Annotated in this window: 23 protein-coding genes; 7 read left to right on the top strand and 16 right to left on the bottom strand. The window is 63.3% G+C overall.

What is annotated here, in order from left to right; genetic code table 11:
• Window positions 1–71: 71 nt before the first annotated feature.
• The gene (locus NPS47_RS17555) at window positions 72–614 is read right to left on the bottom strand and encodes an AAA family ATPase (protein ID WP_274296085.1); all 543 of its coding nucleotides are present in this window, start codon (window positions 612–614) and stop codon (window positions 72–74) included.
• Window positions 615–892: 278 nt separating this feature from the next.
• Between NPS47_RS17555 and NPS47_RS17550 the strand changes: the two genes are divergently transcribed.
• The 4 genes from NPS47_RS17550 to NPS47_RS17535 all read left to right on the top strand — a co-directional run bounded on the left by NPS47_RS17550 (window position 893) and on the right by NPS47_RS17535 (window position 4,819).
• Complete coding sequence (locus NPS47_RS17550; RefSeq protein ID WP_274296084.1) at window positions 893–1,555, top strand: hypothetical protein; 663 nt, start codon at window positions 893–895, stop codon at window positions 1,553–1,555.
• Between the two features lie 114 nt (window positions 1,556–1,669).
• Entirely contained in the window at window positions 1,670–3,226 is a 1,557-nt protein-coding gene (locus NPS47_RS17545; RefSeq protein ID WP_274296083.1) for a GGDEF domain-containing protein, read from the top strand.
• A 64-nt stretch (window positions 3,227–3,290) separates the two neighbouring features.
• On the top strand, window positions 3,291–3,449 hold the full coding sequence (locus NPS47_RS17540) for a DUF2986 domain-containing protein (protein WP_274296082.1): 159 nt from the start codon (window positions 3,291–3,293) through the stop codon (window positions 3,447–3,449).
• Window positions 3,450–3,661: 212 nt separating this feature from the next.
• On the top strand, window positions 3,662–4,819 hold the full coding sequence (locus tag NPS47_RS17535) for an HPP family protein (RefSeq protein ID WP_274296081.1): 1,158 nt from the start codon (window positions 3,662–3,664) through the stop codon (window positions 4,817–4,819).
• Here the strand turns inward: NPS47_RS17535 and NPS47_RS17530 are convergent.
• Window positions 4,793–5,659: a LysR family transcriptional regulator gene (locus tag NPS47_RS17530; protein WP_274296080.1), complete on the bottom strand. Its 867-nt coding sequence runs from the start codon at window positions 5,657–5,659 to the stop codon at window positions 4,793–4,795. The genes NPS47_RS17535 and NPS47_RS17530 overlap by 27 nt on opposite strands.
• Before the next feature lie 104 nt (window positions 5,660–5,763).
• Between NPS47_RS17530 and NPS47_RS17525 the strand changes: the two genes are divergently transcribed.
• The 3 genes from NPS47_RS17525 (at window position 5,764) to NPS47_RS17515 (ending at window position 8,235) form a co-directional block, all read left to right on the top strand.
• Complete coding sequence (locus tag NPS47_RS17525; protein WP_274296079.1) at window positions 5,764–5,952, top strand: hypothetical protein; 189 nt, start codon at window positions 5,764–5,766, stop codon at window positions 5,950–5,952.
• Window positions 5,953–6,077: 125 nt separating this feature from the next.
• Entirely contained in the window at window positions 6,078–7,085 is a 1,008-nt protein-coding gene (locus NPS47_RS17520) for an Ldh family oxidoreductase (protein WP_274296078.1), read from the top strand.
• An 841-nt stretch (window positions 7,086–7,926) separates the two neighbouring features.
• Window positions 7,927–8,235, top strand: coding sequence for a DUF3077 domain-containing protein (locus NPS47_RS17515; protein WP_274296077.1), 309 nt, complete (start codon window positions 7,927–7,929; stop codon window positions 8,233–8,235).
• A gap of 149 nt (window positions 8,236–8,384) precedes the next feature.
• Here the strand turns inward: NPS47_RS17515 and NPS47_RS17510 are convergent, their stop codons facing one another.
• From NPS47_RS17510 to NPS47_RS17445, 14 genes are all read right to left on the bottom strand, one after another.
• Window positions 8,385–9,965: an aldehyde dehydrogenase (NADP(+)) gene (locus NPS47_RS17510; protein WP_274296076.1), complete on the bottom strand. Its 1,581-nt coding sequence runs from the start codon at window positions 9,963–9,965 to the stop codon at window positions 8,385–8,387.
• A 25-nt stretch (window positions 9,966–9,990) separates the two neighbouring features.
• Entirely contained in the window at window positions 9,991–11,373 is a 1,383-nt protein-coding gene (gene abaF / locus NPS47_RS17505) for a fosfomycin efflux MFS transporter AbaF (protein ID WP_274296075.1), read from the bottom strand.
• A 69-nt stretch (window positions 11,374–11,442) separates the two neighbouring features.
• Window positions 11,443–12,360: a dihydrodipicolinate synthase family protein gene (locus tag NPS47_RS17500; RefSeq protein ID WP_274296074.1), complete on the bottom strand. Its 918-nt coding sequence runs from the start codon at window positions 12,358–12,360 to the stop codon at window positions 11,443–11,445.
• Between the two features lie 123 nt (window positions 12,361–12,483).
• A complete protein-coding gene (locus NPS47_RS17495) occupies window positions 12,484–13,512 on the bottom strand; it encodes a trans-3-hydroxy-L-proline dehydratase (RefSeq protein ID WP_274296073.1) in 1,029 nt (342 codons plus the stop codon).
• A 97-nt stretch (window positions 13,513–13,609) separates the two neighbouring features.
• Window positions 13,610–14,332 (bottom strand): amino acid ABC transporter ATP-binding protein, encoded by a 723-nt coding sequence (locus NPS47_RS17490; protein ID WP_274296072.1) that lies wholly within the window; start codon window positions 14,330–14,332, stop codon window positions 13,610–13,612.
• Entirely contained in the window at window positions 14,325–14,975 is a 651-nt protein-coding gene (locus tag NPS47_RS17485; protein WP_274296071.1) for an amino acid ABC transporter permease, read from the bottom strand. The genes NPS47_RS17490 and NPS47_RS17485 overlap by 8 nt, the downstream gene beginning before the upstream one ends.
• 10 nt (window positions 14,976–14,985) lie before the next feature.
• The gene (locus NPS47_RS17480) at window positions 14,986–15,651 is read right to left on the bottom strand and encodes an amino acid ABC transporter permease (RefSeq protein WP_274296070.1); all 666 of its coding nucleotides are present in this window, start codon (window positions 15,649–15,651) and stop codon (window positions 14,986–14,988) included.
• Complete coding sequence (locus tag NPS47_RS17475; RefSeq protein WP_274296069.1) at window positions 15,644–17,425, bottom strand: aconitase family protein; 1,782 nt, start codon at window positions 17,423–17,425, stop codon at window positions 15,644–15,646. The genes NPS47_RS17480 and NPS47_RS17475 overlap by 8 nt, the downstream gene beginning before the upstream one ends.
• Before the next feature lie 10 nt (window positions 17,426–17,435).
• Window positions 17,436–18,254 carry a transporter substrate-binding domain-containing protein gene (locus tag NPS47_RS17470; RefSeq protein WP_274296068.1) on the bottom strand — a complete coding sequence of 273 codons (819 nt, stop codon included), beginning with the start codon at window positions 18,252–18,254 and terminating at the stop codon, window positions 17,436–17,438.
• A gap of 242 nt (window positions 18,255–18,496) precedes the next feature.
• Window positions 18,497–19,246 carry an AraC family transcriptional regulator gene (locus NPS47_RS17465; protein ID WP_274296067.1) on the bottom strand — a complete coding sequence of 250 codons (750 nt, stop codon included), beginning with the start codon at window positions 19,244–19,246 and terminating at the stop codon, window positions 18,497–18,499.
• Window positions 19,247–19,302: 56 nt separating this feature from the next.
• Window positions 19,303–20,559, bottom strand: coding sequence for an NAD(P)/FAD-dependent oxidoreductase (locus NPS47_RS17460; RefSeq protein WP_274296066.1), 1,257 nt, complete (start codon window positions 20,557–20,559; stop codon window positions 19,303–19,305).
• Window positions 20,556–20,792: a 2Fe-2S iron-sulfur cluster-binding protein gene (locus tag NPS47_RS17455; RefSeq protein WP_274296065.1), complete on the bottom strand. Its 237-nt coding sequence runs from the start codon at window positions 20,790–20,792 to the stop codon at window positions 20,556–20,558. Before NPS47_RS17455 ends, NPS47_RS17460 begins: the two co-directional genes overlap by 4 nt.
• Window positions 20,785–21,900 (bottom strand): NAD(P)/FAD-dependent oxidoreductase, encoded by a 1,116-nt coding sequence (locus NPS47_RS17450; protein ID WP_274296064.1) that lies wholly within the window; start codon window positions 21,898–21,900, stop codon window positions 20,785–20,787. Before NPS47_RS17450 ends, NPS47_RS17455 begins: the two co-directional genes overlap by 8 nt.
• Entirely contained in the window at window positions 21,897–22,829 is a 933-nt protein-coding gene (locus tag NPS47_RS17445; RefSeq protein WP_274296063.1) for a 4-hydroxyproline epimerase, read from the bottom strand. Before NPS47_RS17445 ends, NPS47_RS17450 begins: the two co-directional genes overlap by 4 nt.
• Window positions 22,830–23,309: the final 480 nt, after the last annotated feature.

The raw sequence follows: 23,309 nt of genomic DNA, 5'->3' as shown, positions 1-23,309 counted from the left end.
GTTCAGACTTATTAGCGAGATGTTTCTAATTATTTCTATGGCTGGTGGGTATATGAGTGGGGAATTTGCGTTTAATCAGTGGGTGTAGTGCCCCAACTCTGGAGGGTATGTCCATGTAAAAACTCGGCTATTTGCCGGGAACCGCGTAAGTGGACGACGGGAACAAGCGGCCCAACGGCCAGTCGCATCGACTCGATAGAAGGGCGATAGTCCCGGTCGAAGGTCCACACATAGTTGAGAAAAGTCAGAAACGCCCTGTCCAGTTTCTCGCTGCACCCTGCGGGCATATCGGCGCGGGGGCGGTTCAACACACTGCGCATAATCACCCGGCGAAAGCAGGTAAAGCGTGGCGTATCCAGCCAGATGATCAACTGCGCGCGGGGCAGCCTTAAATCAAAGGTTCGTCGAGAGTAGTTGCCCTCACAGACCCACGCGTCTGATGTAACTGCTTGGCTTACACGTTGGCGAAATGCGTCGGCATCCGGCTCGACCCAGCCGGGTTCCCAGAACAGTTTGTCCAGGTGCACGACAGGCACCTCCAGGCGCTTGCCCAACGCGCGCGCCAGGGTTGATTTGCCGCTGCCAGCGTTGCCCAGAATTACAATGCGCTGCATGAAGAAATCCTTTTCGGCAAAACCGGCAATTGTGCAGGTTTTCTCTGGGCAACAACAGATCACGGTGGGTGCGGGTCTTTACCCGTATGAGCGGGGACATATAGCGGCTCAGCAGCTTCTATTCGCACTGTGAACCCGCGCAAGGTTGGAAGAGTTAAGCCATGCTTGTCGGTGCGCTGGTGACGCTGGCGCGATGCAACGCTTCTCCCTGATGCAGCCGGTTGCCGATCGTCGCACAGGGGGCGGACGTCCATATGACGAGATGCAGTGAGGGTGGCATGGCCAGGCCCAACGAAGACAGCCGAAATAGAATTCTCGATCCCGTCGACCGGGTGACCGAAGTCATCTTCGGGTTGCTTATGGCGATGACGTTTGTGGGTACCTTGAGTGTCGCGACGGCAGGCCGTGAGGACGTGCGGCTCATGTTGATCGCCGCCTTCGGTTGCAACCTGGCCTGGGGCCTCGCCGACGCGGTCATGTACTTGCTGCGGACATGGACCGAACGTACGCGCAACCGGAATTTGATGGTCTTCCTGCAACAGGATGCCGACGCGGAGGCAGGGCGGGGGCTGATCGCCGATGCGCTACCGCCGCGTATCGCTGCTGCAGCGAGCAGGGAGGTGCTGGAGATGTTGCGCCAATCTATGCGCGGCGGCGCCGACGAACCGGTTCGCACGCGCTTGGGGATGATTGATTTCCTTGGGGCCCTGGGCGTTTTCTTGTTGGTAGTGCTGGCAACCTTTCCGGTTGTGATTCCATTCCTGCTGACCGGCGATGCGGCACTGGCAGTGCGCGCATCCAACCTGGTGGCATTGGTGCTGCTGTTTGTCGCCGGCTGGATGCTGGCTCGCCACTCGGGCGGCAATCCCTGGGCGAGCGGGATGATACTGGCGGTCGTTGGCACGGCCCTGATGCTCGGGATCATTGCATTAGGTGGTTGATGTGGAGCGTCAATGCCAAATCGCTGAACATCAAGTGGCGGGAATAGCAACTATGCTCTCAACTCCAGAGGTGAAACCCGGTTTTGGCGCTCCCGCTGCAAAAGAGGCCGCAGCATGCGAAACAGGCTTTTTCCCATTGATTTGCGCGGGCTGATTTTCTTCGTTGTTCTACTGTCTGTCCTGGCGACACTCGCCAATGGGCTGATCGTTGCCTATCGAGTCCAGCGTGACGCTTTGATCCAATCGGCACTGGAGGCCAACAGCGCCTATGCGGCCAAAGTCGCTTCCAGTATCGGCGAGTTCCTGACGGCAGCCCAAAACCGCCTGAAATACAGCGCCGACGTCTTGTCGACGCAGTGGGGCGATCCTGCGTCTCTTAGGGCCGAGGCCCTGCGTTTGCAAGCCCAGGATGCGGATTTCAGTTCCATTGTGATCGTTGATGCCGAGGGCAAGGTGCTTCAGGCCTATCCGGATACCTTGCAGATGGCCGGCGCCACTGTGCGTCCTGATGGCCTTCAGTTCGTCCTTGCCCAACGGCGTCCCTTGATCAGTGCTGCCTACCTTTCGGTGACCGGCAATCTGGTCGTGGCGATTTCGCAACCGATATTCAACGCGGCCGGGCAGTTCCTTGGTGCAATCGGTGGTTCGGTGTACTTGCGCAAGCAAAGCGTGCTCCACAGCGTCATCAGCAATCACTTTCATCAGGAGGGCACGCTGGCCTGGGTGGTGGATGGCAATCGACGGCTGCTGTACCACCCGGACCAGAAGAGGATTGGTGAGGCGGTGAATGGCAATGCAGCGGTAGAGGCGGCATTACAGGGGAATATCGGTTCGCTGCCGGTCCCCGCTCACGCAGACACTACGATGCTGACCGGCTACGCACCTGTGCCGTTTGCAGGCTGGGCGGTGGTGGTGCAACTACCCTCCGAGCGTGCGCTTGCCTCGCTGGGGCGATTGTTCAAAGAGGTGTTCGAGGGCATGATCCCGGCAGGTATCGTCGGTCTCGGCTTGATCTTCGCTGCCACGGCGCTGATCACCCGGCCTTTGCGCCAGCTTTCGGCGATTGCCCTGCAGTTGGCAGCGGTTGAAACCACCACACAGCTACAACGGGTTAACGCCTGGTACCGTGAAGCCGCGGCGATTCGCCGGGCAATGTTGACCGGCGTACAGTTGTTGCAGCAAAAGCTTGGTCGACTTTCCCAGGAGGCCCAGAGCGATCCGCTGACGGGCCTGGCCAATCGCCGGGCAATGACCGCCGTACTGGAATTGCTTGAGGAAGCCGAAGAGCATTATTCGGTGCTTGTAGTGGACATCGATCACTTCAAGCGCATCAACGACAGCTTCGGCCATGACGCCGGCGACAGCGCACTGCAGTTCATCGCGGATATTCTCAAGCAAAACTCCAGAGTCGGTGATCTGGCGTGCCGATATGGGGGGGAAGAATTCATCCTGGTCTTGCCTGACACAACGCTGCCGGTAGCAACCGTCATCGCTGAGCGGATCCGCGAAAGCGTTGCTGCCAGCGAGATTCCCGGTATAGGAAAGCTGACCGTCTCGGTCGGGGTGGCTTGTCCAAGCGCAGAGTCCGCCACACCGGATGCGGTGCTGAGGCTGGCTGACGAGCGCCTCTATCGTGCCAAGCAAGAGGGGCGCAACAGGGTCGTCTCCTAGCCGGCAACTCAACTGAAGGCCGTGGAGCTGATATCATTCGAGCATTGACCATCCGGGTAAAAAAATGAACCGTCAAAAGAAAATCAAACAGCTGTTGAAGGCTCACGCGAAAAAAGCCAGCGCCAAACTGGCGCCGAAAAACAAGCCTAAATACATCAGCAAAGCCGACCGACTGAAACTGGCAGCTGAATCGAGTGACACCTCAGACACACCCGCTGAGTAAATCACCGCGCATCCCTCAAAATTTTTGCACCCAACCCTCAGTTTTTTGAATTACCACCCCCTCACACATCCCCGTCAAAATCCCTCCACGCATCACCCGCAAGCCCCAAAATTCCATCTCCACGGACGGAGCCCATTCGGTATTGCCCCTCGCGATACTCAGCCCAGCCCTTTTGGCCGGGCTTTTTTTACTGCCAGGTAGCTGATTTTCCCATGTCTTCCCGTCGTCTGAACAACTGGTTGGCCCGGCTGATACCGGCCCCGCTGAACATCCCCCCGAAAGAATGGCTACGAGCAGGCGTTGGCGCACTGCTCGGTCTGTTTCTGGCTGGCGTCGCCTGCAGTTACGCCTTTGGCAGTAACGTAGCCCTGCACTTGCTCGGCCCGCTGGCGGCTTCGGCGGTGTTGCTGTTTGCCGTGCATTCCGGGGCGCTGGCGCAGCCCTGGCCGTTTGTCGGCAGCTATGCCTGTGCCACGGTGGTCGGGCTGGTGTTGCATCATTGGTTCGGTTCGGCGTTGTGGGTGGCGGCGCTGGCGCTGGGCCTGGCGTTGGTGGTGATGTGCTTGCTGCGCTGCCTGCACCCACCGGGTGGCGGGGTGGCGGTCAGCGTGGTGCTGGCGGATTCGTCGCTGACGGCCTTGGGCGACAAGCTGTTTGAACCGATCATGCTCAATGCGTTGGTGCTGGTGGCGGTGGCGGTGATCTATAACCGCCTGACCGGGGTTCGCTATCCGAAGACCGCCGCACCGCGCAAAGATCTGCACCACACCGCCGATGTGATTGCCAGTGAGCGGGTCGGGGTCAGCGGCGCGGACCTGGACCAGGCGCTGGAGGAGCTGGGTGAGTTTGTCGACATCACCCGCGATGAGCTGGAACGGATCATTCTGGCCACCGAGCAGCATGCGTTGCAGCGTAGCCTCGGCGGCATTACCGCCGCTTCGGTGATGTCGCGGGATGTGCAGCAGGCGACGCCTGGCACAACCTTGCAAAAGGCCTGGCAGCAGTTGTCGAACCACCATCTGAAGGCGTTGCCGGTGCTGGACGAGGCGCGGCACCTGGTGGGCATTGTGACACTCAGCGATATGGTCGGTGCGGCGATGGCGCAGGGGCGGTTCAGTTGGCGCGGGCTGTTCCGGCGTCGGCAGGTGCGCGTGGAGCAGATCATGAGCCGGCCGGTGATTACCGTGCGCAGCGATGAACCGGCTGTGGCGTTGATCCCGTTGCTCAGTGAGCAGGGCCTGCATTGTCTGCCGGTGCTGGAAGGGCAACAGCTGGTCGGAGTGATCACCCAGACCGATCTGATCGCCGGACTCAAGCGGCACCTGCTCAGTACCGCGTCGCGCTCAGATAACCGGATCCCAGCGTTGTGACCAGTCGCTGTCACCGTCGGCCACCAGCTGGCGCAGAATGCTGAAGGCCTGTTGCAGGGCTTCGGTGTCGCGCTCGCGGGCGTGTACCAGGTAGGTCGGGTAGGTGAACTCTGGCGCCTGGGGCACGCGTTCGAAAATACCGCTGTCCAGGTAGCTTTGGACCACGCGGGTGCGAAAGTAACCGCTGCCGCCGTTCTCGAGGATGAACTGCAAGGCCAGCGGGCCGAGGTTGAAACTCAGTGCCGGGCGCGCGCACTCGGGCAGGGCGGCATCGTGTTGACGGCGAAAAGCCTGGCCCCAGTCGATATAGATATACGGCTCGGGTTTGTCTTTGCGGCGGATGCGGATGAGCTTTTCTTCCATCAACTGCTCGACCTGCAGGCCCGGCCCATAGGTTGGTTGGTACACCAGCACGGCATCGAGCACGCCCAATTCCAGTTTGCGCAGCAATGACTCGCCGTCGCTGACCTCGTTACGGATTGCATGGCTGGGCATGCTACGGTGCAGGGCGCTGACCCATTCGAGGACCATCGGGTTGCCCAGGCTCACCTCTCCGCCGATGTGCAGCACCTGGTGACAGCCTTCAGGCAGCGGCAGGTCGCGGCGCGCGGCTTCCCAGGTTTGCACCAGCTGGTTGGCATACACCACGAAGGCTTCGCCGTCGGCCGTCAGGCTCGCGCCGCTGCGGCTGCGGATGAACAGCTGGCAAGACAGTTGCTGCTCCAGCTTCTGCACCCGCGCGGTGATGGCCGTCTGAGTCACGTGCAGGCGTTCGGCGGCGGAGACCAGGCTGCCACTGCGGACGATTTCAAGGAAGGTGCGGGCCAGCTCGATATCCATGGAGGTTGCCGGAAGGGGAAGGTTGCCCATTCTAGTGGGTTTGCACTCAATTGGCGCAAGCCGCTGTCTATAGTGAAAGGACATTTTCAGCGAGAGCCTTGCCCATGCAGCTGATCAGTCGAGAACCCTGGTGGCGTACGCCGCCACAGCCCGGTCAACGGGAAGAAGACCTGGAATGGGGGTACCTGGAAATCTACAAGGACGGTCATGCGGTGTTCGTCGCACAGCGTCCCAGCGATAAAGAACTGGCCGAACGCAAGAGTTGTCGAAACTTCCCCGAGGCTGAGGATTAGCCGCCAGGCGCAACGGTCTTCGCCGCACGTAGGCTGTGCCGAGTTCGTCATCGCAACGGGCCAAAGCGATCAAGCCGAAAGGGCAGGTCTCGGGCAGACTGGACAGTCTGCTCAAGGAGATGACCATGATCCGATTGACGCTGTCCGATGCCCATGCGCTCGCGCATTCGATCCTCTTGCACAACGGCTTCACGGCCGACCATGCCCAGGCGGTGAGCGACACCATCGTTGCCGGTGAGCGCGACGGTTGCGCCTCCCATGGCCTGTACCGGGTGCTGGGCTGCGTCAGCTCGCTCAAGGCCGGCAAAGTGGTCGCCGACGCGCGCCCCGAAGTGATCGATCAAGCGCCCTCGATCGTGCGTGTGGACGCCGCTGGCGGCTTCTCACAGCTGGCGTTCCAGGCGGGCTTGCCGCTGCTGCAGGCCAAGGCACGGAGCAATGGCATCGCGGCGCTGGCGATCAATCGCTGTGTGCACTTTTCTGCCTTGTGGGTTGAGATCGAGCAACTGGCCGACGCCGGCCTGGTTGCCCTGGCATTTACCCCGAGTCATGCCTGGGTTGCGCCGGCCGGCGGGCACCAGCCGGTGTTCGGCACCAACCCCATCGCGTTCGGCTGGCCGCGCAATGGCAAGCATCCTTATGTGTTCGATTTCGCCACCAGCGCCATTGCTCGGGGTGACATTGAATTGCATCGGCGCGCGGGCAAGGCGATCCCTGAAGGCTGGGGGGTGGACGAACACGGCCAGCCCAGCACCGATCCCAATGTGGTGCTGGACCGTGGTGCGATGCTGACCTTCGGCGGGCACAAGGGCTCGGCCTTGGCGGCGATGGTCGAGTTGATTGCCGGGCCGTTGATTGGTGACCTGACCAGCGCTGAATCGCTGGCCCATGCCGATGGCAGCAAATCTTCGCCTTACCATGGTGAATTGCTGATTGCCCTGGACCCGAAGCGGTTTCTCGGAGACGCTGCCGATCAGCATCTGGCTCGCGCCGAAACCGTGTTTGAAAGTATCGAAGGGCAGGGTGCGCGGTTGCCATCGCAGCGTCGTTATGCGGCGCGAGCGCACAGCCTGGTAGAGGGCGTAGAGATTCCAGAAGCCTTGTACAACGATCTCAAGGCGTTGTTGGCCTGACCCCCTCGGTGGGAGCAACTGTCTTGTAGGAGCGGATTTACCGGAGCGCCGGACCGCCGCGAAGGACTGCGTAGCGGTCCTATCTTTTGGGGCCGTGCTGCGCCCCTTCGCGGCGGTCCGGCGTCCCGGTAAATCCGCTCCTACGGTCTGTCTGGACTGCCCGGTGGGTGGGATTGCCCTGTGATGGCCCCCGGGTTTGTGTACATATCCATCGGCGAGGGTGGCGCTAAGTCACCTTTCCGCCCTTACGGCGGGTTACTTTGGCAAACGCCCCAAAGTAACGCAAAGGGCTCGCCCCACCAGGGGCCCTACGCTACGCTTCGGGTCCCTTCGCTCCGGTGCCGCTACGGGGCATTGCGAGCTACGAGTTGCAAGCAACTCTACGCTTCGCAACTTCGGCTAACGCCGAAGGCGCTGCGCGCTAGCCCCTCCACGACACCTCCACTCAGCCCTACTGGTTAACGGGGCGGGTGGATCAAGATCAAAAGCACAATTCGCTACGCTCTTGCTTTGGGTGCGCGGGGTGTCAAATTGCTTCGAAAGATTTTAAATCTGGTTATTTCAGGTCCTAGGAAATAACCTACGCGGTCTGTCGATGCACTTCTGATTGCTCTGGGAAACCAGTCCTAATAGGCTCGCCTAGTCACTGTCGTTTAAGTGACCGGGTGTGGAAACCCGGAAAGCAATTTAAGGAGTAGCCTTTATGGCGGTTGTGCGCGGGAGACATTCGTGTCTGCCGGGTTTGGCTCCTATTGCCCCGGTTTTCCACCCCGCGTACAGCTGCCACCCCTTTGTGTGGAAACAAGTGGTAGGCGGCTCAATTATGCAATAGGAGGCTGCCATGAAAAAAATCGTCCCCGATCCACCAATACCCTCGCTCTATCCCACCCTCGAAAAACCGTTCGGCGACTGCCCCGCTGGTCACCCGCAACTGTTCTCCGTCAACGCCGGCCTCGCCCCGCACGACGCCCTGGTGCATATCTCGCTGTACTTGCGTTGTGCGTATGACACGGGAAACAAGGCTTTCGATGGTATCGATGAATCATCCAAGGGCTTTCTCTGGTCCACCCTGCATTCAGTGGAAATGGCCAAGGGGCTGACTGAGGCTTTGCTCGATGCCCTTGAGAATAGAGAGTTGAATCCGCTTTAAAGCATCGCGGGTGTACAACCGGAGACATCCTTTACACAGCAAACCGGGGACATGGTTTACACATTTTAGGCCTGGACGCGGTTTGAAATGTAAAGGATGTCCCCGGTTTGTACCCGGGGTAAGCCCGCTCCCACCGGGATGGACTGTTGTTACAGTGGTCCGCGGCTGCTCTGGCCGTCCACCAGGCGGGCAATGCCCAATGGATTGGCGTTCTGCAACGCTTCCGGCAACAGCGCATCCGGGCAGTTCTGGTAGCACACCGGGCGCAGGAAACGCTCGATGGCCAGGCTGCCAACCGAGGTGCCACGCGCATCCGATGTCGCCGGATACGGCCCGCCATGCACCATCGCATCACAGACTTCGACGCCGGTCGGGTAGCCGTTGAACAACACGCGTCCGACTTTCTGTTCCAGCAACGGCAGCAATTCGGCATGGGCTTGCAGGTCCGCTGTCTCGCCGATAAGTGTCGCGGTCAGCTGACCGTGCAGACCGCTCAGGGCCTGATGCAACTCGCCGACATCGGCCACCTCGACCAGCACGGTAGCTGGGCCAAAGACTTCTTCCTGCAACAACGGATCACCCTCAATCAGCAGTTTTACGTCCGCCTTGAACAACTGCGGCTGGGCCTGCCTGCCCTGTTGTGGCTGACCCGCCAGGTGGCTGATGCCCGGATGGGCAAGCAACGCCTGTACGCCCTTGCCGTAACTGGCGAGGGTGCCGGCATTGAGCATGGTTTGCGCGGCTTGCTCGGCCAGTTGTCCGACCAGTTGCTCGGTGAAGGCACTGAAGGCCGGTGAGCGCAGGCCGATGACCAGCCCTGGATTGGTACAGAACTGACCGCAACCTAGCACCACCGAGGCGGCCAGTTCGCGGGCGATCTGCTCGCCACGGCTGGCCAGCGCCTGCGGCAGTACCAGCACCGGGTTGATGCTGCTCATCTCGGCAAATACCGGAATCGGTTGTGGTCGCGCCGCAGCCATGTCGCACAGCGCGCGTCCGCCCTTGAGCGAGCCGGTGAAGCCGACCGCCTGGATCGCCGGGTGCTTGACCAGCGCTTCGCCCACGCCGGCGCCGTAGATCATGTTGAACACGCCCTTGGGCATGCCGGTCTGTTCGGCGGCGCGGATGATCGCATCGGCGACCACCTCGGCGCTGGCCATATGGCCGCTGTGCGCCTTGAACACCACCGGGCAGCCAGCGGCCAGCGCGGCGGCGGTGTCGCCACCCGCAGTGGAGAAGGCCAGCGGGAAATTGCTCGCCCCGAACACCGCGACCGGACCGACGCCGAGACGGTACTGACGCAGGTCCGCACGTGGCAGCGGTTGCCGATCGGGTAGCGCGCGGTCGATCCGTGCTCCAAGGAAATCACCCCGGCGCAGGACCTCGGCGAACAGGCGCATCTGCCCGCTGGTGCGCCCGCGTTCGCCCAGAATACGTGCATTGGGCAACGCCGTTTCACGGGTCACCAACTGGATGAAATCATCCCCGAGGGCGTCCAGTTGTGCGGCAATGGCTTCGAGGAATTCTGCCCGCCGCCCCGGTGCCAAGTTGCGAAACGTCGGATATGCCAGTTGTGCGGCGCGAGCGGCGGCGTCCACCTCTTCGGGCGTGGCTTGATGGAAGCAATAAGGCAGCGCTTCACCGCTACTGGCGTCATGGCTTTGCAGGGTGACAGTACCAGCGGCGCTGCGCGCGCCGCCGATGTAGTTGTGGCCGATGATGTCCGGCATGGAACACTCCATATCAAGGGTGGGGTCAGGCCAGCGAACTGCCTTGGCGAACAGGCGCGGTTTGCCCGGCGGCGATGCGTGCAGCAGCTTCGGCGTCGACCGCGTGCAGCGACTTGCCACGGGTCTCGCGGGTCAGGCCGACGGCGACGATCGAGATCAGCGCGGCGCCAACCAGGTACCAGGCGATCGGTGTCGAGCTGTGGTACTTGTTGAGCAGGGTGATGGCGATCAGCGGTGCCAGGGAGCCGGCGAAAATCGGCGCGACCTGGTAGCACAGCGACAGGGCGGTGTAGCGCACGTGGGTCGGGAACAGCTCGGCCATCAGCGCCGAGTAGGGCGCGTAGGTCATCGACTCGATGGCCAGCCCCAGGGTAATCGCCGCCATGATCAGCCAGTTGTTGCCGGTGTCCATCATCGGGAAGCCGACGAAACCCCAGAACGCCGTGAGCACCGCGCCGGTGAGGTACACCGGTTTGCGCCCGACCAGGTCGGAGAGGTAGCCCATCAACGGAATCAGGAAGAAGTGCAGCAGGTGCGCGCCGAACATCAGCAGGAGGATCTGCGAAGTGTCCTTGTGCACCACCAGCTTGAGGTAGGTGATCGAGAAGGTCACCACGGTGTAGTAGAGGATGTTCTCGGCAAAACGAGCACCGATACCGACCAGCACTGCGCGCCAGTGATGGCGCAAGACTTCGACCACGCCCAGTTGCTGCTCGGCCTTTTGCGCCTGACGGGCCTGGGCCTCCTTGAAGATCGGCGCATCGTCGACGCTGGTGCGGATCCAGTAGCCGATCAGCACCACCACGGCCGAGAACCAGAACGCCACACGCCAGCCCCAGGCGAGGAACTGCTCTTCGGCGAGGGTGCTCGACAGCAGGAGCAGGGCCAGGGTGGCGATCAGGTTACCGGCCGGTACCCCGGCTTGCGGCCAGCTGGCCCAGAAGCCGCGGCGGTTGTCCGGGCAGTGCTCGGAGACCAGCAGGATGGCGCCGCCCCATTCACCGCCGAAGGCAAAGCCCTGAATCAGCCGCAGCAGCACCAGCAACACCGGCGCGGCATAACCGATACTGTCGAAACCGGGCAGGCAGCCCATCAGGAAGGTGGTGATGCCGACCACCACCAGGCTCAATTGCAGCAGGCGCTTGCGGCCGAACTTGTCACCGTAGTGACCGAACACCAGCCCGCCCAGAGGACGGGCGAGAAAGCCCACGGCATACAGGGCGAAGGCGGCGATGATGCCGTCGACGGGGCTGTCGGTCTGGCGGAAGAACAACTGGCCGAAGACCAGGGCTGAGGCGGTGCCGTAAAGGAAGAACTCATACCATTCGGCGACGGTGCCGGCCATGGCTGCGGCGACGACACGTTTCAAACCTGCAGGGGTGGTTGCGCGGGAAGGGTGACTGGACATGCTGGCGTTTCCTGTATGGGCGCAAAACAGGCGGGCCGGCCTCCACAATGGAGCCGGCCCGGTCATCACTCAGAGGCCGACGTCCGGCAGCTGCGGACGGTTGGCCAGGGCCTTGGCCATGATCTGCTCGACGAACAGCCGATCCGCTTCCGGCAGCGCCAGGCGTGGCGGACGGGTCAGGGCGCTGCCGCGACCGGCGATGGCTTCGCACAGCTTGATGCACTGCACGAGATCTGCGCGGGCATCCAGGTGCAGGATCGGCATCAGCCATTCGTAGATCGGCAGGGCTTCGGCAAAGCGTCCGGCCTTGGCCAGGCGGAAGATCGTCTCGCCTTCTTTCGGGAACACGTTGGACATGCCCGAAACCCAGCCCTGGGCGCCGACGGCGATGCTTTCCAGAACCACATCGTCGAGGCCTGCGAACAGGACGAAGCGATCGCCGACTTCATTGCGCACGTCGATAAAACGCCGGGTGTCGCCGGAGGAGTCCTTGAAGCACACCACGTTGTCGCAGTCGGCCAGGGAAATCAGAATGTCCGGGGTGACGTCGTTTTTGTAGATCGGCGGGTTGTTGTAGACCATCAGCGGCACGTCGGCATGCTTGGCCACGTAGCGGTAATGCTCGGCGGTCTCGAACGGCTTGGAGCCGTAGACCAGCGCCGGCATCAGCATCACGCCGTCGACGCCGGCCTTGTGCACCGCGTTGGCCACTTTGGCCGCCTGGATACTGGTGAATTCTGCCACGCCGCAGATCACCGGTACCCGGCCGCGCGAGGCGTCGACGGCGACTTCGGTCACGGCGATCTTTTCTTCGGCGGTCAGCGAGGTGTTCTCACCCACCGAACCACAGACCACCAGGCCCGAGACGCCATCGCGGATCACGTTGGAAATCACCTCATGGGTTTTCTCCAGGTTGATCGAGAAGTCGTCGTTGAATTGAGTGGTGACCGCAGGGAAGACGCCGCTCCAGTTTACGTGCTTGCTCATGGTGTTCTCCGGTTGTTTATTGTATTTCGTATACGATATTAAAAGTGTGTGATGTCGACCAGTGTTTTTTTCGTGTGTGGCGGATCGGGTTTTAAGGGTGTTTGAAAATCAATGACTTAGTGATCAGGCACCCGGCCAGGTGTCCGACAGCCGGTAGCCTTGCGGCCATGGATCGCTCGGATCGAGCAGCAGTTGGTGGGTGCCGGTGATCCAGGCGCGTCCGGAAATGCACGGGTAGATGGCCGCGCGTCCGGCAATTTCGGTCTGCGAATCGATGCGGCAGTGGAACTCCGAGCCGATGATCGAACGGCCGATGAAGCGATCGCCGACCTTGAGCAAGCCTTTGGCCTGCATCACCGCCATGCGTGCCGAGCAGCCGGTACCGCAAGGTGAACGGTCGATCTTGCCGGGGCGGATGACCACGGCGTTGGCAGCGGTGGCGATGCCGTTTTCGTATTCAACCGGCGCGGCGATCTGGCAGAAGGAAATGTGCGACCAGTCCGGGTTCAGCGGGTGACGAAAGCCCAACTGCTCGTTGGCGGCGTGGGTGATCTTCAGGCCGATTTCGACAATCTCCCTGGCTTCGTCGGGGCGGATGGCAAAACCCAGCTGCCGGGCGTCGGCAATGACGAAACTGTCGCCGCCGTAGGCCGTGTCGACCTGCAGCGAGCCATAGCCTTCGACTTCGATCCAGGCGTCGAGACGGTCGGCAAACGACGGTACGTTCTTCACTTCCACGCGCTGGACCTTGCCGTCGCGGCACTCGGCGACTGCTTCGATCAGGCCGCCGGGGGCTTCGAGCACCAGGCGGGTTTCGGGCTCGGTCATCGGCAGGATGCCGCTGTCGAGCAGTACGGTGGACACGCACAGCGAGTTGGAACCGGACATCGGCGGGGTGTCGGCAGGCTCCATGATGATCCAGGCCATCTGCGCGCGCGGATCCTTCGGCGGCACCAGCAGGTTGACGTGGCGGAACACGCCGCCACGCGGTTCGTTGAGGACGAAGTTGCGCAGGGTTTCGTCGCGGGCGATCCAGCGCGATTGTTCCCAGACGGTGGCGCCGGGCGGTGGCGCGACGCCGCCGACGATGACGTCGCCGACTTCACCTTCGGCGTGGCAATTGACGATGTGGATGATCTTTGAGGAACGCATTCACGGGACTCCTTGTGTTGAAGGGCGGGGCCTCTTCGCGGGGCAAGCCCGCTCCCACCGAGGTTCCCGGTGGGAGCGGGCTTGCCCCGCGATGCTGTTACTTCACGGACTTCAAAAATGCCGCCGTCTCCGGCTGCAACGGGTTGCCGATCACCTGGTCCGGCGCGCCGATCTCGTGCACCAGGCCGTTACGGAAAAACGCCACGCGGTCCGAGACATCGCGGGCGAAACGGATCTCGTGGGTCACCAGGACCATGGTCATGCCGTCTTCGGCGAGCATGCGCATGGTGTCCAGCACTTCACCCACCAGTTGTGGATCGAGTGCCGAGGTGGCTTCGTCGAACAGCATGTAGTCCGGCGACATCGCCAACGCCCGGGCAATCGCCATGCGCTGTTGCTGCCCGCCCGACAACTTGCCGGGAAAGGTCTTGAGCTTGTCGCCCAGGCCCACGTGGGTCAGTTGCTTGACCGCCAGTTCCTCGGCTTGCTCCTTGCTCTTGCCCAGTACCTTGCGCGGCGCGAGCATCACGTTTTCCAGCACGGTCAGGTGCGGAAAGGCGTTCCATTGCTGGAACACGATGCCGATCCTCTGCCGCAAGCGGTTGAGGTCGGTGGCGCGGTTGTGCACCTCGACGCCGTCGACGCGGATGCTGCCTTTCTGGATCGGCTCCAGGCCGTTGATGCACATCAGCAAGGTCGACTTGCCCGAGCCCGAGCCGCCGATGATCGACACCACTTCACCCTTGTCCACGGTCAGGCTCACGCCCTTGACCACTTCGAGGTTGCCGAAGGATTTGTGTACGTTCTGGATCTCAATCATTTTCCTGCCACCTTCTTTCCAGTCGGGCGCCCAGGCGGGCAACCACCAGGCTCATGACGTAGTAGATGAGGCCTGCGATGCACAGCACCAGCAGGGGTTCCTGAATCCGCGTAACGATGGTCTGCGAGGCGCGCAGCAGTTCGACGATGCCGATCCACATCACCAGCGCCGTGTCTTTCATCACCCCCAGCACCAGGTTCAGCCAGCCGGGAAACGCCACGCGGGTGGCCATCGGCAGGACGATCCAGCGCAAATCCTGCAGGTAGCTCATGCCCAGCGAACGGCTGGCCCGGCGCACGCTCAGCGACACCGCCAGCACGCCGCCGCGGACGATCTCGGTGAAGTACGCGGCGGTGTACACGCCGAGCACGATGCAGCCGACGCTGAAGGCGCTGATGTCCAGCCCGACGATGCTTTTGAACGAGTTGAACAGCACGAACTGGATCAGCAGCGGCACACTGCGAAACACGTCCAGTACCCACGCCAGCGGCAGGCTGAGCCGGGGCCACAAGGCCCGGGCCAGGCCGAACAGCAGCCCGGCGAAGGTGCCCAGCAAAATCGCCCAGAAGGTCAGCTGCACGGTGACCAGGGCCCCGTCGAGCAGGAACTTCAAGTCGTTCCAGGTAAATCCGGTGGAAAACATGCCGGGCTCCTCAGTAACGGAACAGTCGCCAGGCCATCAGCCGGGCTACCGCGACAATCGCCTTGGCGATCACGTAGTAGAGCGCTGCCGCCAGGGCGAAGTATTCGAAGGTGCGGAAGGTCTTGACGTTGAAGTCCTGGGTCACGCCGGTGAGGTCGTTGTTGAGGCCGACGATCACCCCCAGAGAGGTCATCAGTACTGCCCAGACCATCTGGTTGGTCAGCGGGTAGAACACCACTCGCAGCAGCTGCGGGATGACGATCATCCGGTAGGTCTGGAAGGCACTCATGCCCAGCGAGCGCGCCGCACGCATCTGCGTGGTCGGTACCGCCTTGAGGCCGCCGCGAAAGTTCTCCGCCAGGTACCCGGCGTTGTTGAAGGTGATTCCCGCCAGCAGGGCGATCCACGAACTGACATGCAGGCCCAGCGAGCCGAGGCCGAAGTACAGGATGTAGATCTGGAACAGCGAGGGCGTATTGCGCGCAATCGACACCCAGCCATCGGCAAAGCCGCGCAGCAGCGGCTGCTTGCCTTCGCGCATGACGGTCAGGGCCAGGGCAATCAGCACCCCGAAGATCATCGACAGCGCAGCGGTCTCGAAGGTGACCCAGGCGCCGGCCAGCATGTCCGGCAGGGCACGCAGGGCGGAGCGCCACTGGAAGGTGTAGTCAAACATGGGCGGGGCTCTCCTTGCAGGCGGCAGGTTGCAGCCAGGCGGGCAGGCGAGCGCTGGCCTGGCCGCTGCAGGCCGACTCGACACACTCGGCGAGACTGGCGAAATGCACCGGACGACCGGCCAGACCTGGGCCGTAATGGGCGTATTTGCCCGAGTTGGTCATCAGTGTGCGCGCCGTCGGCGGGATCACCGGTTCGCCGAGCATGCACCAGCAGGTGTCGGTCACCAGGGTCACGCCGAAGCGTTCGAGCCCGGCGATATGTCCGGCGGCGCGGGCCTGTTCGAGCACGGTGCGACCGCAGGTGATCGCCACCACCACGTCCGGGTGTTTGTGTCGGCCCTGGCACAGACGGGCAAGCACGGCGAACTCGCTGAGCGAAAAGTGCGGGTTGCCCAGCGACACCACATCGACCTGTGGCTCGCGGGCGCTGTTGAGCGCGCACCAGCTGCGTAGCAGTTCGCTCAGTTGCAGGCGTTCGCGGGGCAGGTTCACGCCGGGTTCAAGGACCTGCGCCGGGTCCAGCGCTTCGGGTGTGACCCCGGCAATATGAAACAGCGGCGCGGCAGAGGTAGTGGCAAAGGCGGCGCCGAAGGCCTTGAGGTCGTCCAGACTCGGTTGTGCCTGTTCCAGCCCGCGCACCAGGGGAATCCGTGAGCCGGACAGGGCGCCGATGTGGTAGCCGAGCAGGGGATAGAAGCTGTCGTCGAGGCCGTCCAGCACTGGCACCTCAACAATCAGCTGGGCCTTGCGCCGGCTGTCGAGGTGACAGCCGATGCTCGGTGCACGGCCGGTCAGGGCGATGCAGATGTCGAGGTAGTCGGGGTATTTGAGCGTGCGCGCACCCAACACGCTGTTGGCGTAGACCACCGCGTTGGATTCGGCCCAGACCACCTGTTCACCCAGGGTCGGTGCGCTGTCGAGCAGGTACGGCGCGCAGGTGAAGCTCAGTTGCGCGCCCATGGCCATGTAGGCATCGCCCAGGGCACTGGCCGGCTCGCCGAGTGCCGGGTCGATGCCCAGTTCGCGCCAGCGGCGCTGGTCGACCGAAATGGAATTGAGCGTGGTCGGCACCCGCACCTTCGCGCCCCACTGCACCAGTTGTTCTGCGAAGCGCAGGCTGGCGGGGCCGGTGTAGATGCAGCCGTCGATGTGTGCCTGGGTCACGTCCAGCAGCTGTTCGGCGCCTTGCAGCTCGGCCATGCGCAGGACAATCTGCATCGCCACCTGTGCAGCCTTGCCGTGGCTGCCATCGAGCAGTGCCTGGTCCTGAGCGGTCAGGGCCAGTGCCGTCGTGAATGGGCGTTCAGCCCGGGCTGGGGCGGGTGCTTGCCAGGCATCGGCGGGGGCCTGGGCAAAGGTGCTCAGGTGTGCCCCGTCGAGCCGCGCAAAGCTTGCGCTGCGCAATCCGGCGAAAGCCTCCTTGCCGATGCACAGCACCGGCAGGGAACGCCCGAACAAGGTCTGCGCGACCAGCACGCCGAGGGTCAGGATTTCGTCGGCTTCGGCCAGCACCAGTGCTGCCGGTGCGTGGCCGTTGCTGATCAGTTCCATCATCACGCTGCTGCCGGTGCACGAGCCACGTCCACTGGGGATCGCCAGTACCCGCCCGGCGATGCACTGGCCGCTGAGCGGATGATGGCGGTCGATCACTTCGCCGCTGAACGGGTCGACCCCGCCCCAGAAGCTCAGCCCGGTGTCGGCGAACAGCAGTTCGCCCTGGGCCGCGCCCTCGACCAGGCTACGCCCGGTCAGGGGTTTGGGAGTGCTGGTCATGCTGCCCACCTCAGTAGTAGACCTGTGGCACGGTCAGGTCGGTCGGGGCGATTTCGGTGCCGACCCACTTGGTGAACAGCTCCTTGTAGCGCCCGGTGCGCACCTGCTGGTTGACGAACAGGTCGAGGTAACGCAGCAGGCCGTACTCGTTACGCTTGGCACCCAGCGAAACGTAATCGATCACGTAAGGCGCGTTACCGGCGACTTTGAGGTTCTTGTACTTGCCGGACTTGAGGGTGGCCGCAGCGACGGTGTTGGTGACCACGGTGGCGTCGATATGGCCCTGAGCGACGGCGAGCAGGGTGTCGTTCTGCGACTGGTAGGCGCGGAAGCTGCCGCTGCCCCAGCTCTTCACATCCTTCTCCAGGGCGATGGCTTCATAGGTGCCGCTGGTGTTGCCCAGCGCCTTGCCCTTGAGGTCGTCGAAGCTGTTGATGCCGGTGTTGTCGCGGGTCAGCACGACCATCTGGAAGGCAAAGTAGGGCACGGTCAGGCCGACCGTCTTGGCGCGCTCCAGGGTGTCGGAGGTGGACGCCACGATCACGTCGGCGCGCCCGGAAACCAGGGCCGGAATGCGGTCAGGGAAGGGTGTTTCGACCACTTCGGGCTCGACCCCGAGAATCTTCGCCAGGTCGTTGCAGTAGTCCACGTCGAAGCCCGCGGGTTTGTTGGCTTCGTCACGAAAGCCCATGGGCGGGAAGTCCAGGGTTACGGCGCAGCGCAGCTTGCCGGAGCCGATGATGTCGTCGAGCTTGTCGGCCTGGGCGTTGGCAACAAAAGCGGTACTGAGAACAGCGCTGAGGGCTACGGCAAATGTGCGGTTTTTCATAGATGCCTCGTGGTCGGTTAAGTGCTGTTAGATATCGTATTGGTAATTTCGTATACGATATTTTGTAGTGCAATGGCCGTGCCTGTTTTGTTGTGGTTGTGGGAATAATCCTTCAGCCCATGAGCTAGGGCGTCTGCAGCAAAGGGGAGGTGTTGCAGGCGATTTAACTGCAGTCGGGCGGGTGAGCAGCGGGTGTTACATATGGGAGCACTGCGTGCGCGCAGCGCCCCTTAAAGGAACACTCAGCGCTGGCTGTCGCGGTACTGGCTGGGCGAGAGCCCGGTGAGGGCGCGGAACTGGCGGCTGAAGGCACTGTGGTCGGTGTAACCGCAGCGCAGGGCGATGTCGGTGATCGGCAGGTCGGGGTTTTGCAGCAAGCGTGACGCTTCTTCCAGCCGCGCCTTGTGAATCATCTGTCGTGGTGTGAGCTGGAAGATCCGTTTGCAATGACGCTCCAGTTGCGCGATCGAAAGCCCGGCGATGGCGGTCAGTTCGGCGAGGCTGATGGGGCGGCTGAAGTGCGCGCGGATATGCGCGTCGACGGCGGCGAGTTTCTGGAACGCCGGGTGGTTCGACTGCGGCAACTGCAGATCGCGGGAAATCCCGGCCAGCCCGACGATGTTGCCGTTGGCGTCCTTGAGCGGGCGCTTGTGGGTCAGGCACCAGATCGGCTGGTTGCCGAAATACAGGTGCAGCTCAAGCTGGTCGGCCAGTTCCCGGCCGCTGCTCAGCACACGGCGGTCCTGCTCGGTGTAGAGCGGGCCGAAACGGGCGGGAAACACATGTTCGGCGGTGAGGCCGAGCAGCTCATCGCAGTGCTTGCGCCCGCAGCGCCGGGCCAGAGTCTGGTTGACGAAGGCGTAACGCGCTTCGCGGTCCTTGATGAAGAACACCACGTCGTTGAGGGTGTCGAGCAGCGGCGCGATGGGCTGCAGGCTGCTCAGCAGGGTCGGCAGATCGCAGGGGGCGAAGTGGTTGAGCGTGGCGTGCATGGCGCGGACGGTCCGGGGGCGACCGTCGGGATCATAGAGGGTCCCCGGCGCTTATCTCAAGCGCCGGGTGTTTCCTTCAGGCACAGCAGGGTGTCGATGCGCGCCGGGCTGAACGGCGGGCGTGGCGTTGAGGGTTGCCAGCCGAACAGATGCGCGGTGGCCGCGCCGCAGACCCGGCCCTGGCAGGCGCCCATGCCGCAGCGGCTGGCAAGTTTGGCGTCGCGCCAGTTGCTGTGTCCGGCGAGGGCGGAATAGGGGACGTCCTCGCAGCGGCATACCAAAGTATCGCCAGTTGCCAGCGACTTGAGCGCCGGGTCGAGGACGAAGGCTTTGTTCAGCGCGGCAGCAAAGCCATGCCAGCGGCTGCGGCGGCGGAACAGGCGCTGCGCCGCCTGGCGATTGCCGACCGCAGCATGGCCGGCAATGGCGCCTTCCACCAAAGCCCGCTCGCTGCCACCGAAACCGGTGCATTCGCCTGCTGCATAGACGCCGGGCAGCGTCGTTTCCTGCCAGAGGTCTACTGCCACGGCCTGATGTTCGACGGCGCAACCCAGGGCCTGGGCCAGCTGGATATTGGGGATCAGGCCGAAGCCGCAGGCCAGTCGATCGCAGGCGATTTCCACGATCTTGCCGTTCTGCATCAAGCGCACGGCTTCCAGACGGTCGCTACCGAGTGCGGCAAGTACATGACTGGCGCTGCGGTACTGACGGTCGAACAGACTGAAGGACTGCAGGAGTTTTTGCGGCCAGCGCGGCAATTGCGCGGCGAAGCCGGCGACGGCGGCGGCCGACGCCTGTTCGGCAATGCGCAGCACCCGGGCGCCGTTGGCTTTGGCAGTGGCGGCGCTGGCCAGCAACAAGGGCCCGCTGCCGGCGATGACGATGCGCTGCGCGTGCACCGGCAGGCCGGCCTTGATCAGTGCCTGCAATCCACCGGCACCGGTCACGCCAGGCAGGGTCCAGCCGGGGAAGGGCAGCAGCAGTTCTCGGGCGCCAGTGCAGAGGATCAGCCGGTCGTAGCGGATCTGCCAGCCACGCTCGGCATCTTCCACCAGCAAGGTGTCCGGGCCGGGCTGGGCGATTACCCGTGTACCGCTGTAGTAGTGCACATTGTCGCAAGCGAGTACCTGCTCGCGCAGCTGGCGGGCCTGGGCAGGCACCTTGGCCTGGGGCCCGTCGCGCCAGATCTGCCCGCCCGGCAGCGGGTTGTCGTCAAGCAGCACGATGCGCGCGGCACGCGGCGCGGCGGCCAGCGCCGCAGCCAGCCCGGCGGGGCCGGCACCGATGATCAGCAGGTTGGTGTGTTCGCTCATGTCCGGGTCTCCACGCGCATGCCGTCGCGGCACAGGGTCTGGCAGGCCAGGCGTCGGCGGCCATCGATGCTCACCCGGCATTCCTGGCAAATGCCCATGCCGCACAGCGGCGCGCGGCGCTGGCCGCTTACCGAAGTGCGTGAGCAACCATCACCGGCCAACGCCAGTGCGGCGGCCACGCTGGTGCCGTCAGCCACCTGCAGCGGGCGGCCATCGAGGGTCAGGTCAGGCATGGGCGAGTACTCCCAGAAAGCGTTCAGGCAGATAGGGTTGCGCCGTCAGCGGTGGCGTTTCATCGAACAGTTGGGCGGTCAGCAGGTCGGCGGTCGCCGGGGCGGTGGTGACGCCAAGGCCTTCGTGACCGACCGCCAGCCACAGGCCCTCCTGCTGCGGATGGCGGCCCACCAGCGGCAGGCCGTCGGGGCTGGCGGCGCGAAAGCCGGTCCAGGCGCGGATGCCGTTCAAGTGCGCCAGGTCCGGCATGTATTCAGTGGCGCGCTTGAGCATGCGCGCCAGCATCCAGCCTTCTACCGCCGGGTCGGTGGTGCCGAACTGGCGCGAAGCGCCGATGAACAGCTGGCCGGTCGGGCGTGGCTGGATGTTGCAGGCGGTGGACGGGCCACTGGCGTTATGCGCGCTGGTCACGTAGCCCAGTTCCACCAATGTGTGGGTGACAGTACCGGGGTAGCGGTCGGTGATCAGCAGGTGGCCTTTCTTCGGCTCGATCGGCAGTTCCGGGCACAGGTCAGTGGCCTGGATGCCGTTGGCCAGCACCACGGCCTCGGCGCTCAGCCACTGGCCGTCGTCCAGGCGCACCCGTTTGCCCTGTACCGCGCTGACCCGCGCCCGGCGCTGTTCGATACGCGGCGATTGCAGCATCCAGCGCGCGGTGGCCGGGGCATAGAGAATGCCGTCGCCATTGATCAGCAGACCGCCTTCGAGCCCCTCGCGCAGCGCCGGTTCGCGCTGACGCAGGGCGTGTCCGGCAACCAGCTCGCAGGCCACACCTTGGGCTTGCAGTACGTTGAATTTATGTTCGGCCACTGCCATCTCTTCGGCATTGGCCGCCAGCCACAGGGTGCCGTTGCTGCGGTAGGCGCAGTCTTCGGGTAGCAGTGGGGCCAGTTCGCGCCAGCGTTGCAGTGAATGCTGGCTGAGCGCCAACTCGGCCGCATTGTCGTCGAGCACCAGCAGGTGGCCCATGCCCGCGGCGGTGGCGCCGTGCAGACCGGCATCGAGTACCAGCACCTGCAGGCCACGGGCGGCCAGCGATTGCGCGCAGGCTGCACCGATGATTCCGGCACCGATCACGATCACATCGGCCACGGCACCACGACTCATGGGCGAATGCCCCAGGCGAACGGGTCGTCTTCCTGCAGGATCAGCGTGGCTTCGGCGCTGATGTGCGCGCGGCCGCGAATGGTCGGCACGATGCGTTCGCCGTCGGCCTCGAACGAACCTTCGAACTGGCTGCCGATCACGCTGGCCTGACGCCAGACCTGGCCTGGCTGCAGCTTGCCGTCGGCGGCCAGACAAGCGAGTTTGGCGCTGGTGCCGGTGCCGCAGGGCGAGCGGTCGTAGGCCTTGCCGGGGCAGAGGACGAAGTTGCGGCTGTCGGCGTCCGGGTCGTCGGCGAACAGTTCGATGTGGTCGATCAGGCCGCCGTCTTCGCCGCGAATGCCCTGCTGTTCCAGCGCCTGTTGCACGGCGTAGGTATAGGCGGTCAGCGCCTCGATATTGTCGCCGGCGACGTTCAGGCCGTGATCGGCGATCAGGAAGAACCAGTTGCCGCCCCAGGCGACATCGCCGACCACTCGGCCAATGCCCGGCACCTCCAGTGTCAGGTCCTTGCGGTAACGGTAGGCCGGTACGTTGCGCACGCTGACCGAGTGGTCTTCATGCAGGGTCGCCTGCACGGTGCCGACCGGGGTTTCGATACGGTGAACCCCCGGGCCAATGCGGCCCAGATGCGCCAGCGACACCACCAGACCGATGGTGCCGTGGCCGCACATGCCCAGGTAGCCGGTGTTGTTGAAGAAGATCACCCCGGCACAGGCGCTGGGGTCCACCGGCTCGCACAACAGCGCGCCAACCAGCACATCACTGCCGCGCGGTTCCAGCATGCAGGCGCTACGCCATTGATCGTACTGCTCGGCCAGGCGCTGGCGGCGTTCGGCCATGCTGGCGTTGCCAAGTGCAGGGAATCCGTCGATGACCAGGCGGGTGGGTTCACCGCCGGTGTGGGAGTCGATCACGCTGATGCGTTTCATGGGCAGGCCGCGTCCGTTCAGGGAAGTGAACGACAGAGTGGCTTGTCCGCTGGCTGGCAGGCTTGATGCCTTTAAGTCATGCGAACGACGAAATCGGCACAGTGGCCTAATGCAGTGCGCTGAAGGAGTTCTATGAGTGAGCGCAAAACTCTTATCCCTTCATCCGACCCTACGCTTCCCCTCGCAGTCCCGCCTTTCGGTTCGTGGCGAGTGCGCAACTTCTTGCGCACTCGAATTTGCATAATTCCCCCGTTTTACCCCGTTTTTATCGCTACAGGCCACGGCCCACGTGGCTTGCAGCCGAGTGCGCAACTTCTTGCACAGTACTGCGCAAGAAGTTGCGCACTTTTTATCGGGTTTTCCGCTGGAAAACCGCTCCAGTCACCCCAGGAACGGCTGCAAGCCCCGGTTTACATGGCTTGCGCAATTTATGGCATGCCTCTTGTACTGGGTAGAGGGACCCAGCGGGTGATTTTACCT

Origin of the sequence: Pseudomonas putida, assembly GCF_028682475.1 — a bacterium.
In the GTDB taxonomy this organism is placed as follows: domain Bacteria; phylum Pseudomonadota; class Gammaproteobacteria; order Pseudomonadales; family Pseudomonadaceae; genus Aquipseudomonas; species Aquipseudomonas putida_AG.
Note: the sequence above shows the minus strand (reverse complement) of the source record. Positions and strands in the feature narration are given on the sequence as shown.

Coding starts and splice junctions, on each gene's coding strand:
- NPS47_RS17470 (WP_274296068.1), bottom strand. CDS start 18,254: ATGAAAAACCGCACATTTGCCGTAGCCCTCAGCGCTGTTCTCAGTACC.
- NPS47_RS17550 (WP_274296084.1), top strand. CDS start 893: ATGGCCAGGCCCAACGAAGACAGCCGAAATAGAATTCTCGATCCCGTC.
- NPS47_RS17460 (WP_274296066.1), bottom strand. CDS start 20,559: ATGAGCGAACACACCAACCTGCTGATCATCGGTGCCGGCCCCGCCGGG.
- NPS47_RS17485 (WP_274296071.1), bottom strand. CDS start 14,975: ATGTTTTCCACCGGATTTACCTGGAACGACTTGAAGTTCCTGCTCGAC.
- NPS47_RS17530 (WP_274296080.1), bottom strand. CDS start 5,659: ATGGATATCGAGCTGGCCCGCACCTTCCTTGAAATCGTCCGCAGTGGC.
- NPS47_RS17540 (WP_274296082.1), top strand. CDS start 3,291: ATGAACCGTCAAAAGAAAATCAAACAGCTGTTGAAGGCTCACGCGAAA.
- NPS47_RS17495 (WP_274296073.1), bottom strand. CDS start 13,512: ATGCGTTCCTCAAAGATCATCCACATCGTCAATTGCCACGCCGAAGGT.
- NPS47_RS17520 (WP_274296078.1), top strand. CDS start 6,078: ATGATCCGATTGACGCTGTCCGATGCCCATGCGCTCGCGCATTCGATC.
- abaF (WP_274296075.1), bottom strand. CDS start 11,373: ATGTCCAGTCACCCTTCCCGCGCAACCACCCCTGCAGGTTTGAAACGT.
- NPS47_RS17455 (WP_274296065.1), bottom strand. CDS start 20,792: ATGCCTGACCTGACCCTCGATGGCCGCCCGCTGCAGGTGGCTGACGGC.
- NPS47_RS17475 (WP_274296069.1), bottom strand. CDS start 17,425: ATGACCAGCACTCCCAAACCCCTGACCGGGCGTAGCCTGGTCGAGGGC.
- NPS47_RS17525 (WP_274296079.1), top strand. CDS start 5,764: ATGCAGCTGATCAGTCGAGAACCCTGGTGGCGTACGCCGCCACAGCCC.
- NPS47_RS17500 (WP_274296074.1), bottom strand. CDS start 12,360: ATGAGCAAGCACGTAAACTGGAGCGGCGTCTTCCCTGCGGTCACCACT.
- NPS47_RS17510 (WP_274296076.1), bottom strand. CDS start 9,965: ATGCCGGACATCATCGGCCACAACTACATCGGCGGCGCGCGCAGCGCC.
- NPS47_RS17535 (WP_274296081.1), top strand. CDS start 3,662: ATGTCTTCCCGTCGTCTGAACAACTGGTTGGCCCGGCTGATACCGGCC.
- NPS47_RS17545 (WP_274296083.1), top strand. CDS start 1,670: ATGCGAAACAGGCTTTTTCCCATTGATTTGCGCGGGCTGATTTTCTTC.
- NPS47_RS17480 (WP_274296070.1), bottom strand. CDS start 15,651: ATGTTTGACTACACCTTCCAGTGGCGCTCCGCCCTGCGTGCCCTGCCG.
- NPS47_RS17490 (WP_274296072.1), bottom strand. CDS start 14,332: ATGATTGAGATCCAGAACGTACACAAATCCTTCGGCAACCTCGAAGTG.
- NPS47_RS17465 (WP_274296067.1), bottom strand. CDS start 19,246: ATGCACGCCACGCTCAACCACTTCGCCCCCTGCGATCTGCCGACCCTG.
- NPS47_RS17450 (WP_274296064.1), bottom strand. CDS start 21,900: ATGAGTCGTGGTGCCGTGGCCGATGTGATCGTGATCGGTGCCGGAATC.
- NPS47_RS17515 (WP_274296077.1), top strand. CDS start 7,927: ATGAAAAAAATCGTCCCCGATCCACCAATACCCTCGCTCTATCCCACC.
- NPS47_RS17445 (WP_274296063.1), bottom strand. CDS start 22,829: ATGAAACGCATCAGCGTGATCGACTCCCACACCGGCGGTGAACCCACC.
- NPS47_RS17555 (WP_274296085.1), bottom strand. CDS start 614: ATGCAGCGCATTGTAATTCTGGGCAACGCTGGCAGCGGCAAATCAACC.